The 14,088-nt window shown below is 50.7% G+C and carries 11 protein-coding genes; 6 read left to right on the forward strand and 5 right to left on the reverse strand.

Annotated features, from left to right (window positions below; translation table 11 throughout):
• Window positions 1-66 precede the first annotated feature (66 nt).
• Window positions 67-825, forward strand: coding sequence for an MlaA family lipoprotein (locus BUQ98_RS01400; protein ID WP_074212159.1), 759 nt, complete (start codon window positions 67-69; stop codon window positions 823-825).
• An 83-nt stretch (window positions 826-908) separates the two neighbouring features.
• Here the strand turns inward: BUQ98_RS01400 and BUQ98_RS01405 are convergent, their stop codons facing one another.
• The 3 genes from BUQ98_RS01405 to BUQ98_RS01415 all read right to left on the reverse strand — a co-directional run bounded on the left by BUQ98_RS01405 (window position 909) and on the right by BUQ98_RS01415 (window position 3,757).
• Window positions 909-2,276, reverse strand: a complete 1,368-nt coding sequence (locus BUQ98_RS01405) for an outer membrane protein transport protein (protein ID WP_074212160.1) — start codon at window positions 2,274-2,276, stop codon at window positions 909-911.
• Window positions 2,277-2,547: 271 nt separating this feature from the next.
• Window positions 2,548-3,252, reverse strand: coding sequence for a DUF3379 family protein (locus BUQ98_RS01410; protein ID WP_074212161.1), 705 nt, complete (start codon window positions 3,250-3,252; stop codon window positions 2,548-2,550).
• Entirely contained in the window at window positions 3,239-3,757 is a 519-nt protein-coding gene (locus BUQ98_RS01415; protein ID WP_254813859.1) for a sigma-70 family RNA polymerase sigma factor, read from the reverse strand. Before BUQ98_RS01415 ends, BUQ98_RS01410 begins: the two co-directional genes overlap by 14 nt.
• Window positions 3,758-4,236: 479 nt before the next feature.
• Between BUQ98_RS01415 and fadI the strand changes: the two genes are divergently transcribed.
• Entirely contained in the window at window positions 4,237-5,547 is a 1,311-nt protein-coding gene (gene fadI / locus BUQ98_RS01420) for an acetyl-CoA C-acyltransferase FadI (protein ID WP_074212163.1), read from the forward strand.
• Window positions 5,547-7,685 (forward strand): fatty acid oxidation complex subunit alpha FadJ, encoded by a 2,139-nt coding sequence (gene fadJ, locus BUQ98_RS01425; protein WP_074212164.1) that lies wholly within the window; start codon window positions 5,547-5,549, stop codon window positions 7,683-7,685. Before fadI ends, fadJ begins: the two co-directional genes overlap by 1 nt.
• Window positions 7,686-7,741: 56 nt before the next feature.
• Here the strand turns inward: fadJ and BUQ98_RS01430 are convergent, their stop codons facing one another.
• The gene (locus tag BUQ98_RS01430; protein ID WP_074213539.1) at window positions 7,742-10,519 is read right to left on the reverse strand and encodes an insulinase family protein; all 2,778 of its coding nucleotides are present in this window, start codon (window positions 10,517-10,519) and stop codon (window positions 7,742-7,744) included.
• Window positions 10,520-10,659: 140 nt separating this feature from the next.
• On the opposite strand from BUQ98_RS01430, the gene sixA reads away from it, so the two are divergent.
• Entirely contained in the window at window positions 10,660-11,145 is a 486-nt protein-coding gene (sixA, locus tag BUQ98_RS01435; protein ID WP_074212165.1) for a phosphohistidine phosphatase SixA, read from the forward strand.
• A 52-nt stretch (window positions 11,146-11,197) separates the two neighbouring features.
• Here the strand turns inward: sixA and smrB are convergent, their stop codons facing one another.
• Window positions 11,198-11,728 (reverse strand): endonuclease SmrB, encoded by a 531-nt coding sequence (gene smrB, locus BUQ98_RS01440; RefSeq protein ID WP_074212166.1) that lies wholly within the window; start codon window positions 11,726-11,728, stop codon window positions 11,198-11,200.
• A 121-nt stretch (window positions 11,729-11,849) separates the two neighbouring features.
• On the opposite strand from smrB, the gene prmB reads away from it, so the two are divergent.
• Window positions 11,850-12,782: a 50S ribosomal protein L3 N(5)-glutamine methyltransferase gene (gene prmB / locus BUQ98_RS01445; RefSeq protein ID WP_074213540.1), complete on the forward strand. Its 933-nt coding sequence runs from the start codon at window positions 11,850-11,852 to the stop codon at window positions 12,780-12,782.
• A 177-nt stretch (window positions 12,783-12,959) separates the two neighbouring features.
• On the forward strand, window positions 12,960-14,033 hold the full coding sequence (gene aroC, locus BUQ98_RS01450) for a chorismate synthase (RefSeq protein ID WP_074212167.1): 1,074 nt from the start codon (window positions 12,960-12,962) through the stop codon (window positions 14,031-14,033).
• Window positions 14,034-14,088: the final 55 nt, after the last annotated feature.

Genomic DNA, 14,088 nt, shown 5'->3' on the forward strand with positions numbered 1-14,088 from the left:
AATAGTCGAATTTGTTACCAAGGCTGGGCATGTCCAGCCTTTAATCGTAGAGAGGAATCTCATTTGATGTGGAAACGCCTATGTTTGATGGCCGTGGTATTAGGTCTATTGTCAGGGTGTGCGTCGCGGCCACCAGGGGCTGAGCCTCATCCGGACGATCCGTTAGAAGGGTTCAACCGCGCCATGTGGACGGTTAATTATGACTATCTTGATCCCTATGTGGCACGTCCTGTTTCGATTGCGTATGTCGATTATGTACCAAGCCCTGTGCGTACAGGTATTTCCAACTTTTTAGGTAACCTTGAAGAGCCGGCCAGCTTTTTGAATAGTTTGCTTATGTTGGAGGGCGAAAAAGCCGCCACCCACTTTAACCGTTTTTGGATTAACACTTTGTTTGGCTTGGGTGGCTTAATTGATATTGCCTCGGACGCCAATATTCAACAATACGATCAACGTGAGTTTGGTGACGCCATGGGGCATTATGATGTCGGGACCGGCGCGTATATTATGCTGCCTGGCTATGGCCCTACCTCGGTGCGAGAGGGCGCAGGGGAAGTGGTCGATGGCTTATACCCACCGCTTGCGTTACTTACCCTGCCGCAGTCGGTTTTAAAATGGATGTTTGATGGGATGGAGTCGCGCGCCGCGTTAGTGTCTCAGGAGTCGCAATTGGATAACTCGCCGGACCCCTACGCGTTTGCACGTGAGGCTTACCTGCAAAACCGTCGCTATCGTGCTAAAGGGGATGAGGCACTGGAGCAACAACCCGCTTTGGATGATGAGTTTCTCGATGACTTTATCGATGATATCGATGCTGCACCGTAAATCAGCGTAAGCGAGTTAGGTAAAACGCGATAAAAAACACCACGGCCAAAGCCGTGGTGTTTTTGTTAGATAAGGCGTGATGCTTAGAAACGATAGCTGGCTTGCACGCCGACTAACCACACATTACCGGTGGTTTCGCCTTCAAAGTTACCACCAAACGCTGAGCCTGACTGATCGGACTCAATACCATCACGTGGTTCTTTTACCGGGGCATCTTTGGCAAACACATAAGTGAATGCCGCATCCAGCGTGAGCTTGGGTGTCAAGTTATAGCCAGCGCCCACGCTCAACCACGTCCGGTCAGTCTCTGGGATGGTCAGGGTACGGTTTTTATCGCTTACCGCCGACGTGTCATAGGCAACGCCTGAGCGCAATGTCAGTTTTTGATCCCACTGGTAGGTGGTGCCGATGGCAAAGCGGTAGTTATCTTCCCAGTTTTCCACTTTCACCATCTTTGGATCGCTAGAAAGGGAGGGAATATTCGCCTCGAGTTTGTCAAAGCTGCTCCACTCGGTCCAGTTAATGCTGGTGTGTACCGCCCACTGCTCAGTCAGTTGATGCAACGACGAGAGCTCTGCGGTAGCGGGCAGGGTGAGATCCATACTGCCTGAATAGTGGTTGTCACTCAGATAATCTGCTCCAGCAAGTTGACCTTTTTGAATCGCTGCTAGGTTGTAAGTTAGCCCTTCTGCATGCCCATCTAATGTCAGGTTTACTTCAGAGCGATAGTTAACGCCGACCCGGTGCTTGTCATTAATGTCGTACACGGCACCCAATTGCCAACCCCAAGCACGGTCATCGCCTTCCATGTATTTCAGAGTGCTGTGGGCGGGAACAGGGCTGCCAGCAAGTGCGCCTGCGTTGGAAGGTAGTTGAGAGTCTTTACTACTTTTGGCTCCAATGCTCCCTTCCCCCAACACATAGCGGATACCGGCGCCGAGGCGTAATTGCTCGGTGGCTTTCCAAGCGATATTAGGGTTGATTTCAAAGGTAGTCACCGCCGCTTCGTTACCAAACTGGGTACCGGTAAAATCGTCGCCCAAATCGGTTTCCATGCCAAAGTTGGTTGCTAAGGCTAAGCCAGCGGTAAAGCGATCGTCGATTTGATGGGAAAAATAGAAATTAGGGATCACGGCATCATGAGCGACATCATCGGTTGACGTTGTAGTCTTTTTACCATTCGCGATGTTTGTGTTCGTCCCATCAATATCGACGTTAGGGTTTACGTAGATGCCACCGGCTGATACTTGCGTATCGGAAAGATAGCTTAATAGCGCGGGGTTACGAAATTGCGCACTGGCGTTATCCGCCATTGCCGCTTCCCCTGCGAAGGCTCGGCCAAGGCCGGTTGCTGAGGTTTCTGCGAGCTGAAAACCGGCACTGTGTGCGGTCGTGGAAAGAGAGCCGAGCGCGGTGGCGACGGCAAGGTAAACGATCTTATTATTTTTCATCTGCTTACTTGTTCGCTGTATAAAGGGAGGCCTAGAGTAAAAGCTCGCGTGCGTAAATCAATTTATCGCTACGCTAAAGGGTAAAAACAAAATAATAAAATGATAAAAATTAGTTTATTGGTGTTTTTATCTGTTTTGATGGTGGGGATTTAAGCGACGAAGGCTGAATTCAGCGAACACTTGTAATCACTAGCAGGATACAACGTTGTTGGTAATAAAGGACATTGTGTCACGCGCCCTCTCTGTCCGTCGAAAGGGCGCACACACTTGGTTAAATAGCTTTGGGGGTAAGCTGCTGTTGCAGTTGCTCGGCGATGGGGGGGGCGGCGCCGTTTGCCTCGCCGACCACGATCACGCTCGCCGATTGTACTGGGCGGCTGACGGCTTGCATTTTGCCGTCACTTTTTTGCGCAGGTGCTTGGCTAGCAGATGGAACGACAAACACTGTATAGGCTTGCCCATTACTCTCCATCACCATGTGTAAAGCATGTTGATCACCAAAACTACAATGGTTGATATAAGTGACCTGGCCGGGGAGCGCATTAAAGGCCTTGCCAAACGGCTGCAACTTGGCATTGACTTGCTCAATAGTCGCCCCCTCGTTAATACCTTCGATAAAGGCGTGCTCATGATAATAGTGTGCTAATGCCGTTTGGTTGAGGTCCAGCGTGGCACTGCCCCAGTTAAATTGACCGAGTGCGATGCCAAACACAAAGGCAATGGAGGCGGCGATGGCAAGATGCCAGCGAGGGCGTTTGACTCGTTGCTCCACATCGGTGGTTTGCGAGAACAAAATTTTATCGGCCAACTCTTCAGGTACATCGACGCGCAGTGCTTGGTCAATTTTGCTATCCAGCTCGGCGATGTCCTCCGCATAACTTTGATGGCTGGCGGACTCGTTTTTGGCGGCTTGCAACTCAGGGTCGGTGTCGTAAGGGTCTGCAAGTAGACGGCGGCGAAATTCAAGATCGTCCATACTGTTGGCCTCCTGAGGTTGCGGCGGTATCCAGTGCTTCTTTTAGCTGTGCGCGGGCGCGAAAAAGGCGTGTCATCACGGTGTTTTTGTTTAGATCCAAGATTTGGGCGATTTCTTCACCGCTAAAACCAGCAATCACTTGCAATACCAAGGGTTCACGATACTCCGGCGCTAACGCGGCAATTTGCCTGTGTAACCAGCGTTGCTCCATGGATGCCTCTTCACTGGGACGGGTTTTGTCTTCTAGATCGCCATCGTCGATATCGACGTGCTCAAGCTGCTTGCGTTCAAAGCGTCTAGCGTTTTCTCGGCGCAAAATTGTGATTAACCAGGCCTTAGCGGCCTTGTCGTCTTGGAGGCTGTCCAAAGCGCGCCAAGCGCGTAAGCAGGTATCTTGCACCAAATCTTCCGCGATATGCGGATCTTTTGCCAGCCAATAGGCATAGCGGTAGAGGTCTCGATGCCACGCGCGCACCAATGCCTCGTATCGTGCTTGTCGGGTCATACCAGATGAGCCTTTATCCATGGGTTGCATCAGCCTATAGAGACCGAGTGATTTGTCATTTTATTTCATCTTAGGTGAAAAAAGGGCACAAGTTTGATCTGTTTCAATATTACCCTCCAGCAAATCGGTACAGTGGTTCCTGTCGTTATCGGCCATGTGTCGACACTCGTGAGGTTGAGTGAACGGCGTTTCCTTTTTGAATGATATGACTTTCTGTTCGGATCTGGGTGCGGGGAAAAGCACTGCACACATCCCAGATTATCGTTTTGCTTTCCAATATTTTTGGGGCTCACGCTAGCGTGTAGCCCCTTTTTTTTATGCGGTTTTCTCTGCTTGCTGTAAAAAACACGGTCGACGCATGACTTGTTGAATTGTGCGCTTGTTGGCAATCTCACCAATCAACGAAAACGGATGTTTTAAGCCGATAACAATTTAGTTACAATCGTGGTCAGACCTGTAGAACATCCTAAGGAGCAGTGATGACGTCTCAGCAACACCTCAAAACCAGCAATGGTGATCGCATTGCTATTGTGTCTGGGCTACGCACCCCCTTTGCCCGTCAATCAACCGCTTATACAGATGTGCCCGCGGTCGATCTCGGCAAAATGGTGGTGCAAGAGATGCTCAACCGAAGCCGTATTTCCCCGACAGATATCGATCAAGTGGTGTTTGGGCAGGTGGTGCAAATGCCTGAAGCGCCCAACATTGCTCGTGAAATTGTGCTGGGTACCGGCATGGATATTCACACCGATGCCTACAGTGTCACGCGTGCTTGTGCCACCAGCTTTCAAGCGGTCGCCAATGTGGCAGAGAGTATGGTCGCGGGCAATATTCAAGTGGGTATTGCTGGTGGCGCGGATTCATCATCCGTATTACCCATCGGCGTTAGCAAAAAGCTCGCGCGAACCTTATTGGATTTAAGCAAAGCAAAAACAATGAGTAAGCGGTTAAAGCTGCTCAGTAAACTGTCAGTAAAAGATCTGGCGCCGGTTCCGCCCGCTGTTGCCGAATATTCGACGGGGCTGAGCATGGGGCAAACCGCTGAGCAAATGGCAAAATCGCATCAGATCCCACGGGAAGAGCAGGATGCATTGGCACTTCGTTCTCATCAATTAGCCAGTAAAGCCTGGGATGAAGGCTTACTGAGTGATGAAGTGATGACCGCCTATCCCGAACCCTACAAAGCCTGGATTGCACAAGACAATAATTTGCGCCCAGACTCCACGCTTGCTGACTACGCCAAACTACGCCCCGCGTTCGATCGCAAACATGGCTCGGTGACGGCAGCCAATAGCACGCCGCTGACCGACGGGGCTGCGGCGGTACTGATGATGCCAGAAAGTCGCGCGAAAGCATTGGGTCTTGAGGTGCTCGGTTACATTCGCTCCTATGCGTTCTCCGCCATCGGGGTGGAAAAAGACATGCTAATGGGCCCTTCTTACGCCACACCACTTGCGCTTGATCGTGCGGGGATTTCTCTTGCGGACTTAACCTTGATTGATATGCACGAGGCGTTCGCCGCGCAAACCTTATCCAATGTGAAAATGTTCGCCTCTGATACGTTTGCTCGTGAGCATTTAAATCGTGACCGCGCGATTGGTGACATTGATATGGATAAATTTAACGTGTTAGGGGGCTCTATAGCCTACGGTCACCCATTTGCCGCGACAGGCGCGCGGATGATCACCCAAACTTTACGTGAATTAAAACGTCGCGGCGGTGGTTTAGCATTGAACACAGCCTGTGCAGCAGGCGGCCTAGGCGCAGCAATGATCTTGGAGGCAGAATAATGACCACAGAAACCCATCAAGCCTTTCATTTAACGGTTGCTGATAACCAAATAGCCTGGCTGACCATTGATGTGCCGGGCGAGAGCATGAATACGCTACAGGCAAGCTTTGTTGAGGGCGTTTCCGCGGTTTTAGATCGACTCGAAAACGATAAAAGCGTGAAAGGGCTAGTGATTCACTCGGGTAAGCCAGATAACTTTGTGGCCGGTGCAGACGTGCGTATGCTCGAAGCCTGTGACAGCGCCGAGCAAGCCCGCGATATTGCCGCGCAAGGTCAGGCTCTGTTTTCACGCATTGAAAAGCTTCCATTTCACGTGGTGGCAGCCATTCATGGCCCTTGCCTAGGTGGTGGGCTGGAGCTCGCGCTTGCCTGTCACAGCCGTGTGGCCACAGATTGGGAGAAAACCCGTCTTGGCCTGCCAGAAGTACAACTAGGCTTGTTGCCAGGGTCGGGCGGGACACAGCGACTCCCTCGCCTTATCGGTGTGCCTGACGCACTCGATATGATGCTAACCGGCAAACAGTTACGCGCCAAAAAAGCGAAAAAGCTTGGTGTGGTGGATGACTGTGTGCCAGATACCGTTTTGCTCGACGTGGCCGAGCATCTCGCGCAAAAGTCGAAACCAAAACGCAACCGCAGCTGGCAAAGCTGGATGCTGAGTGGGAATGCGGTTGGGCGTAACATCGTCTTTGATCAAGCGGGCAAAAAAGCACGAGCGAAGACTCGTGGTAATTACCCTGCCGCCGATGCCATTTTATCGGTGGTGAAAAAGGGACTCGATAAAGGTTTGAAAGCCGGATTTGAGGAAGAAGCGCGCCAGTTTGGTGAGCTGGTGATGACCTCGGAGTCTAAGGCACTACGCAGTATCTTTTTCGCCACCACCGCGATGAAAAAAGAAAACGGCGCCGATGCTGAGCCCAGCGATATCAGTCGTATTGGCGTGCTTGGCGGTGGCTTGATGGGCGCGGGGATTGCCCATGTCTCGGTCGCAAAAGCGGGTTACCCGGTACGCGTGAAAGATGTGAGTGAAGATGGCATTTTGAATGCCCTGCGTTATAGCTACCAACTGCTGGACAAAAAACGTAAGCGTAAACAGCTTAGCAAGGCCGAGCTGCAAGCGACCATGATGAAGCTATCGGGTGATACACAGGCGACGACTTTATCTAACTCGGATGTGGTGATTGAGGCGGTATTTGAAGATTTGTCACTGAAACACCGTATGGTGGAAGAGGTCGAGTCAATCACAGATAAAGATGCTATTTTTGCCACTAATACGTCGTCATTGCCTATCTACCAAATCGCCGAAGGTAGCCAGCGCCCGGAAAACATTGTGGGCTTGCACTATTTTAGCCCCGTAGAAAAAATGCCGCTGGTGGAGGTGATTCCTCACAAAAACACCAGTGATCAGACGATTTCGACTGTGGTTAAGCTGGCGCGCCAGCAAGGTAAAACGCCGATTGTAGTCGGTGATAGCGCGGGCTTTTACGTCAACCGGATCCTTGCCCCTTATATGAATGAGGCTGCGCGTGTGTTGTTGGCAGGAGAAAGCATTGAGCATATCGACACCGCGCTATTGGACTTTGGCTTCCCTGTCGGGCCAATCACCTTACTTGATGAGGTGGGCATTGATATTGGCGCTAAGATAGCACCTATCTTGACGCAAGAGCTGGGAGAGCGTTTTGAAGCGCCGGATGTCTTCGATGTGTTGCTGAATGACGACCGGAAAGGGCGTAAAACAGGCAAAGGGTTTTATCGCTACGATGCAAGCAAAAAAGGCAGTAAGGGTAAGCAGGTGGATAAGAAAGTTTATAGCTTGCTCAATATTACCCTTGGTGCCAAGCTTTCCGGCCACGAAGTGGCGCAGCGCTGCGTATTGATGATGCTTAACGAAGCAGCACGGTGCCTCGATGAAGGCGTCATTCGCTCAGCACGAGACGGCGATATTGGGGCGATCTTTGGTATCGGCTTCCCGCCGTTCTTGGGCGGCCCTTTCCGTTATATGGATCATATCGGCATTGACCGTGTGGTCAACTTGCTCAACGAGCACCAGAATCGTTACGGTGAACGATTTGCACCTTGTGAGCGTCTGACCGTGATGGCCCAAGAAGGGCAGGTATTTTATCCCAAGGGTGAATAGTTCTCACCGGTTAGCGCCAAAAACAGCCTCGTCAATCGAGGCTGTTTTTTATTGTTTTATTCTTCACTACGCCCACATCGTGCCCGAAAGGCATCGATATCCATGATGGGGTAAGTGCCATCTAGTTCAGCATCTTCTTGATGCTCGGTACCACAGCTATGCATCACTAGCCTATCGGCTGTTCGTGGTTTGAGTGTGTTAACCACAAAACGCACCATGTCAGCTCGAGTGAGTGAAGCCATGGCGTCGGCGACTTGCTCGCGACGTTGGTATTGATAATCCTTATTACCTATGCTTATCCAGTAGCGCTGAGCACGGGCTCGTAAGTTATTATCTGGCTCTCTAACTTGTGCTAACAGGCTCTGCTTACTACTTTGCCAGCGCGCGTCAGTCATTTCCAGTAGCACCATGAAAAAGGCATTGAGAAAATCATCGATAGCGCCCATTAATAATTCAGGGCCCGCCATAGGGGATTGCACATAAAAAATGAGCCCCGGGTGGCGATTCAAGGGTAAGTTGTTGGCTCCAACCATATACCCGAGTTGTTGTTTGGTGCGTAATTCATTAAAAAAGGTTGCTGACATTAGGTGGTTAGCAAGGGTATAGGTCGCGACGGCTTCTGGCTCGGTGGATGCGCTTTGATAATAAACCAACAGAGCCGATTCGGCATGTCCAAGTTCGCGCTCAAAACTGACAGTGCCAACACCGTCGAGTAAGGTTAGCGGACGAACCGATTCTTGGTACGCCTGTCCTTTTACCCTTAGCGTGTCTTTAACGGTTTCTGCTAAGGCTTGGGCGTGGTGCCGATGCCAATTTCCGTACACAAACATGTCAACGTGGAGCGTGGCAAGCATCGCATCAACGAAACGGGGTAAGTCCCCTAGACTGACAGTGTCTAATGCACTTAAAAGGGCATGATACGGTGGGTTGTTTGGTTGCAGTAAGCCAGTCATGCTGTTGTAAAGCTGGCTCAGCGGCTTATTCTTTTCTGCATTTTCCCAACTGCGTTTAAGTTGCGCTTTGATGGTGTCAAAGCGCTCGGGATTAAAGCTACGCCGAGAAAAGGCTTGTAAAATCAACTCGAGCAACAAAGGCTGCTTATCGTTAAAACCACTTAACGTCAGCGTTACCCCTCCTTGGTGGGCATACAAATTGTAATTGATCCCCGCAATTTCGGCTTGATACGCTTGCTCGTTTAACGCTTCAAGTAACATCTCAACACTGAGTCGTGTCATCACAATGTTTTTCACCGTAGCGACAGCATGAGGGCTGTCGATAGCAATATAAATATGCCCTTTGGGGACACAAAAATGCGGCTCTTGACCATGCCAGAGTCGAAAGCCAGGTAACTCTTCTACCAAGCTTGGGGCATCGCCAGAACCGGGTTCAACCGCTAGTGGGTGTAGTGCATCGGCAATGTAGGGATTAGGGTCAGGTAACGTCAGTGCGGGAGATGTATAGTCGGTTTTCCATTTGGCGATCTGTTGCGCTGAAAAGCGTTTGACCGAATAGGGCGTTTGATACCAATTGGCTTGGTGATCGTAACTAAAGCCTTTCGCAACGAGCATGACGCGCACATTATCGACCGTCATATGTTGCAACATAGTTTGAATCTGGTTTTGGTCGAACTCCGTCATCATATAATCACCATATAGCACGTCATCGGGTGCGTAATGGTGCATATTCATGACTGCCTGACTGACGGTATCAATTGGACGAAGGGCGTCTTGGTAGTGGAACGCCAACTCTTGTACTTGTCGTTTTTCTTGGTAGCGCCACGCTTGTATCCCGTCACGGCGGATCAAGGCCATCGCCTGAAAAACATGAGTGATGATATCGTCAATATGGCTGAGGCCCAATTCTGTCAGCGCGAAGCCAAGCGTAAATTCACGAAAATCTCGCCCGCTGATCCCGCCTCCCGCAGAAAGTGTGTTGATGTACCCCTTGTTTTTTAATAAAGACATTAAGCTACCTGGACCTTCATAGCCAAGCAGGTGAGCAATGTAGGATAGGGGCTTGGTGCGATATTGTGTAGGGTGTTCTGGGACAGAAAAAGCGAGGGTCAGCTTACGCACCTCTTTGAGAGGTTCAATGGTGACCCATTGATGCTGCTCTGCCTTGGTAACGAGCGGCTCGTCAATCGAAAGAATCGAATAATTTTGATTAGGGATCGCCGTAAAATGTTGCTGGGCTAATGCCTCAAGTGTATCTAGCGATTGCGGGCCAGTGAGGGCCAATGTCATGAGGTTGGCGCTGTAGTTATCGTGATAAAAAGCAATCAGATCGTCACGTATACGTTGGTCGCCGCGATCGGCTAACGTATCCACACTGCCGACTGAGAATTTCGCAAACGGATGGTGAGGGTTGATGGTTTCTTTGTGGACTTGATAGATACGTCGCACATCGTCGTTGAGCTTCATGCGATATTCTGCGTCAACGGACTGACGCTCTTTGTCGACGGCATCGGCATCAAAGCGTGGCGAGATAAAGAAAGCACTGAAGCGATCTAAGGCAGGCTCGAATTGATTGGGCCGAATATCGAAAAAGAACGTTGTGTTTTCTGTACCGGTCCAAGCGTTATTATGCCCCCCATGTTGGCTGATAAAGCGCTGGAAGTCGCCAAGCACAGGGTAAGGCTTTGTGCCCAAAAATAGCATGTGTTCTAAAAAGTGCGCCAGCCCTTGTCGGTCTTTGGGATCATGGAAATGACCCACATTGACTGATAGCGCAGCGGCACTGCGATGGGCGTGTGGATCATTGATGAGTAAGACACGTAACGCGTTAGCAAGCGTGATATAACGGTAGTGTTTGTTGTCGTTCGGACTGACGTGCACAAGCATCTCACTATCACAGTAAATAAGTTAGTAGTAAGTATGACTACCAGTGACCAGAGTCGCAAACCACTTATTTGGTCTTTTGTGTTTTACCTTGGTAGCATGCAGCAAATCTCAGCATATAGGTGGGTATCAAGGCGATGAAATTGATCATAATGCGTCACGGCGAAGCTCAAGCATTTGCAGCAAGCGATAGCGAGCGCGGCTTAACCGCCAATGGTGAACAGCAAAGTAAACAGATGGCGGTTTGGCTGAACCAGCAGATAGGGAGCCAGGCCATTGATAAAGTGCTAGTGAGCCCTTACCTACGTGCGCAGCAGACGTGGCAAGTCTGTGCACCGTTATTGCCTACGGCTAGCCAGGTGATAACTGAAGAAGAGATTACGCCTTATGGCCAAAGTGATCGGGTCTATGATTATGTGAATGCAATGATAGAGGTTGAGAAGCTCGACGTGGTCTTGGTGGTATCGCATTTGCCGCTGGTAGGGTATTTAACCAATGAATGGGTTCAAGAAGGCCAGCCGCCTATGTTTGCGACCTCGGCGATGGCGTTAATTGATATTGATATCGATACGCAACAAGCCTCGCTGAGCACGATGATGTCGCCGAGAAAGCTCCCCCGTTGATAGCCTCAGTATGTAACCCAAAGCAGTAATATGAAGACAAGTGGTGCGTTTGCTAACGCTCTGGCACCTCGATCAGGACCAACAAGGCCCCATCCCCACCAAATTCGCGGGGTGCCTGATGAAACGCCATCACATTGGGGTGCTGCGCTAGCCAGAGGGGGATTTTCTCTTTGAGGATGCCTTTGCCGATACCATGCATCACACTGGCACAACGAGTGCCCTCTTTGACACAGGCGGCAAGCATCGCGCCGAGCTCTCGTTTGGCTTCTTTTTGCGTCATTCCGTGTAAATCGAGATAGATATCGGGCACATACACACCACGACGAAGCCGCTTGACCTCGTATTTTGAGACATCTTGACGCGCGTACTGCATCGGGCCAGATGCACTGAGCAGCGGCTCGAACTCATCGGAAAAGTAAAACGCATGATCGCTACTTTGCCGCTCAAACTGACGTTGTTTGCGCGTGTTGGTCGTCTGGCGTTGCGGTGGGTTTATGGTATCCTGCTTCAACTTTTTTGCGCCTTTGACGGCATCACGGAATAGCGATAAATCTTCTTCCGTCATCGATGGTTTTTTGCTCATTAAAAACTGTCTCCGAGGTGATGACCTGAATTGTACATTCAGCCAGCTCAAAATGCTGCTTATTGTACTGACCTCGCGTCAAAGGGCGACCCTAAATTGCATGAAGCCGATGGAGGCCAATGTGGATACGATTTTTACTGAAGAAGTGGTCAGTGAGTTACACACGCTGCAAGACATGCTGCGCTGGACAGTCAGTCGTTTCAATGCGGCAGGACTGTTTTATGGTCATGGTACGGATAACGCGTGGGATGAGGCGGTGCAGTTGGTATTACCGACACTTTATCTCCCCGTTGATGTGCCCTCCGAAACACGCTTTTCTCGCCTCACCACCAGTGAAAAGCATCGAATTGTTGAGCGTGTGATTGCGCGAATTAATGATAAAACCCCGGTCGCGTACCTGACCAACAAAGCGTATTTCTGTGGCTTAGAGTTTTTTGTCGACGAGCGCGTGCTGGTCCCACGCTCACCGATTGGTGAACTGATCCAACAAGAGTTTGCTGGCATCTTGTCCCATCCACCCAGCCGAATTATGGATCTGTGCACCGGCAGTGGTTGTATCGCGATCGCCTGTGCTTATGCCTTCCCAGATGCCGAGATAGATGCGGTAGATATTTCCACCGATGCGCTGGATGTCGCTGAAATCAATATTCAGGATCATGGCTTGGAAGAGCAAGTGATCCCAATGCGGTCAGACTTGTTAAAAGAGGTGCCGCAAGATAAATACGACTTAATTGTCAGCAATCCGCCTTACGTTGACGCGGAAGATATGGATGATTTACCGGATGAGTTTCGCCATGAACCTGAGTTGGGGCTTGCTGCGGGCACGGATGGCTTGAAGTTGGTGCGCCGGATGCTCGCCAATGCACCGGATTACCTCACCGATGACGGTATACTGATTTGCGAAGTGGGTAATTCGATGGTGCATATGCAAGAGCAATATGGCCACTTGCCTTTGCACTGGGTTGAGTTCGAAAACGGGGGTCATGGCGTGTTTATGATCAGCCGCCAAGACCTCGTTGCGTGTGCCGATGAATTTGCGCTTTATCGCGACTAGTCAGAGCGCGCGTTTTATGAACAAAAGCCAGCTTCTCGCTGGCTTTTTTATTCTTTATTGCTGATAGGTGTTGCCCGATACGCCTGGATTTTCTTTGCGTCTTTGGTTGCTTTATGGTTAATTGCTAACAAAGTACGCAAAAACACAACAATGCCCATCAGGCAAACAGAGGAAGGCATGGCAGGCAACACGATAGGACAAATTTTTCGCGTCACGACCTTTGGAGAAAGTCACGGTGTCGCGTTGGGCGCGATTATTGATGGCTGCCCGCCGGGGTTAGCGCTCACCGAAGCCGATATGCAGCATGATCTTGACCGCCGTCGTCCCGGGACGTCGAAATATACCACACAGCGCCGTGAGCCCGATGCGGTCAAGATTCTATCCGGTGTGTTTGAAGGCCAAACCACGGGCACATCGATTGGCTTGATGATCGAGAATACCGATCAGCGTTCAAAAGATTACTCCAAAATCAAAGACGTGTTTCGTCCTGGCCATGCAGACTTTACCTATCACCACAAATATGGCGTTCGCGATTACCGCGGCGGTGGCCGATCGTCAGCCCGTGAAACGGCGATGCGTGTTGCCGCCGGTGCGGTGGCTAAAAAGTACCTGGCGCAAGTACATGGCATTCAAGTGCGTGCTTACTTGGCGCAGATGGGAGAGGTGATCATAGACACCGTCGACTGGGCGCAAGTCGAGCAAAACCCCTTTTTCTGCCCGGACGCCAATAAACTCGAGGAGTTAGATGCACTTATCCGTCAGCTCAAAAAAGACGGCGACTCGATTGGTGCCAAACTGACCGTAGTGGCGGAAAACCTGCCGGTGGGCTTAGGCGAGCCGGTGTTTGACCGTTTAGATGCCGATATCGCCCACGCGCTGATGGGGATCAATGCGGTGAAAGGGGTCGAAATTGGCGATGGCTTTGATGTGGTGACGCAGCGCGGCAGTGAGCATCGTGATGAAATTCATCCTGAAGGCTTTGCCTCAAACCACGCGGGTGGCATTCTGGGAGGGATTTCCTCAGGTCAGCCATTGGTGGCACATTTAGCATTAAAGCCGACTTCTAGCATTACGGTGCCGGGAAAAAGCATTGATATTCACGGGGAGTCCGCGGATGTGGTGACGCGTGGTCGCCATGACCCGTGTGTGGGGATCCGCGCGGTACCGATTGCCGAAGCGATGGTCGCGATTGTGCTGATGGACCATTTGCTGCGCCATCGCGGCCAAATGGGCGAAAACCCCCGCATATAACAGCATTCACCTATCATTCTGCATACAAAAAACCGCACCCAGTTGTGCGGTTTTT

The organism is Salinivibrio sp. ES.052 (genome assembly GCF_900141775.1).
Lineage (GTDB): Bacteria > Pseudomonadota > Gammaproteobacteria > Enterobacterales > Vibrionaceae > Salinivibrio.

Excerpts from the sequence above, each read along its gene's own strand:
- BUQ98_RS01415 (WP_254813859.1), bottom strand. The coding sequence starts at position 3,757 with ATGACCCGACAAGCACGATACGAGGCATTGGTGCGCGCGTGGCATCGA.
- fadJ (WP_074212164.1), top strand. The coding sequence starts at position 5,547 with ATGACCACAGAAACCCATCAAGCCTTTCATTTAACGGTTGCTGATAAC.
- BUQ98_RS01410 (WP_074212161.1), bottom strand. The coding sequence starts at position 3,252 with ATGGACGATCTTGAATTTCGCCGCCGTCTACTTGCAGACCCTTACGAC.
- BUQ98_RS01400 (WP_074212159.1), top strand. The coding sequence starts at position 67 with ATGTGGAAACGCCTATGTTTGATGGCCGTGGTATTAGGTCTATTGTCA.
- aroC (WP_074212167.1), top strand. The coding sequence starts at position 12,960 with ATGGCAGGCAACACGATAGGACAAATTTTTCGCGTCACGACCTTTGGA.
- smrB (WP_074212166.1), bottom strand. The coding sequence starts at position 11,728 with ATGAGCAAAAAACCATCGATGACGGAAGAAGATTTATCGCTATTCCGT.
- fadI (WP_074212163.1), top strand. The coding sequence starts at position 4,237 with ATGACGTCTCAGCAACACCTCAAAACCAGCAATGGTGATCGCATTGCT.
- BUQ98_RS01405 (WP_074212160.1), bottom strand. The coding sequence starts at position 2,276 with ATGAAAAATAATAAGATCGTTTACCTTGCCGTCGCCACCGCGCTCGGC.
- sixA (WP_074212165.1), top strand. The coding sequence starts at position 10,660 with ATGAAATTGATCATAATGCGTCACGGCGAAGCTCAAGCATTTGCAGCA.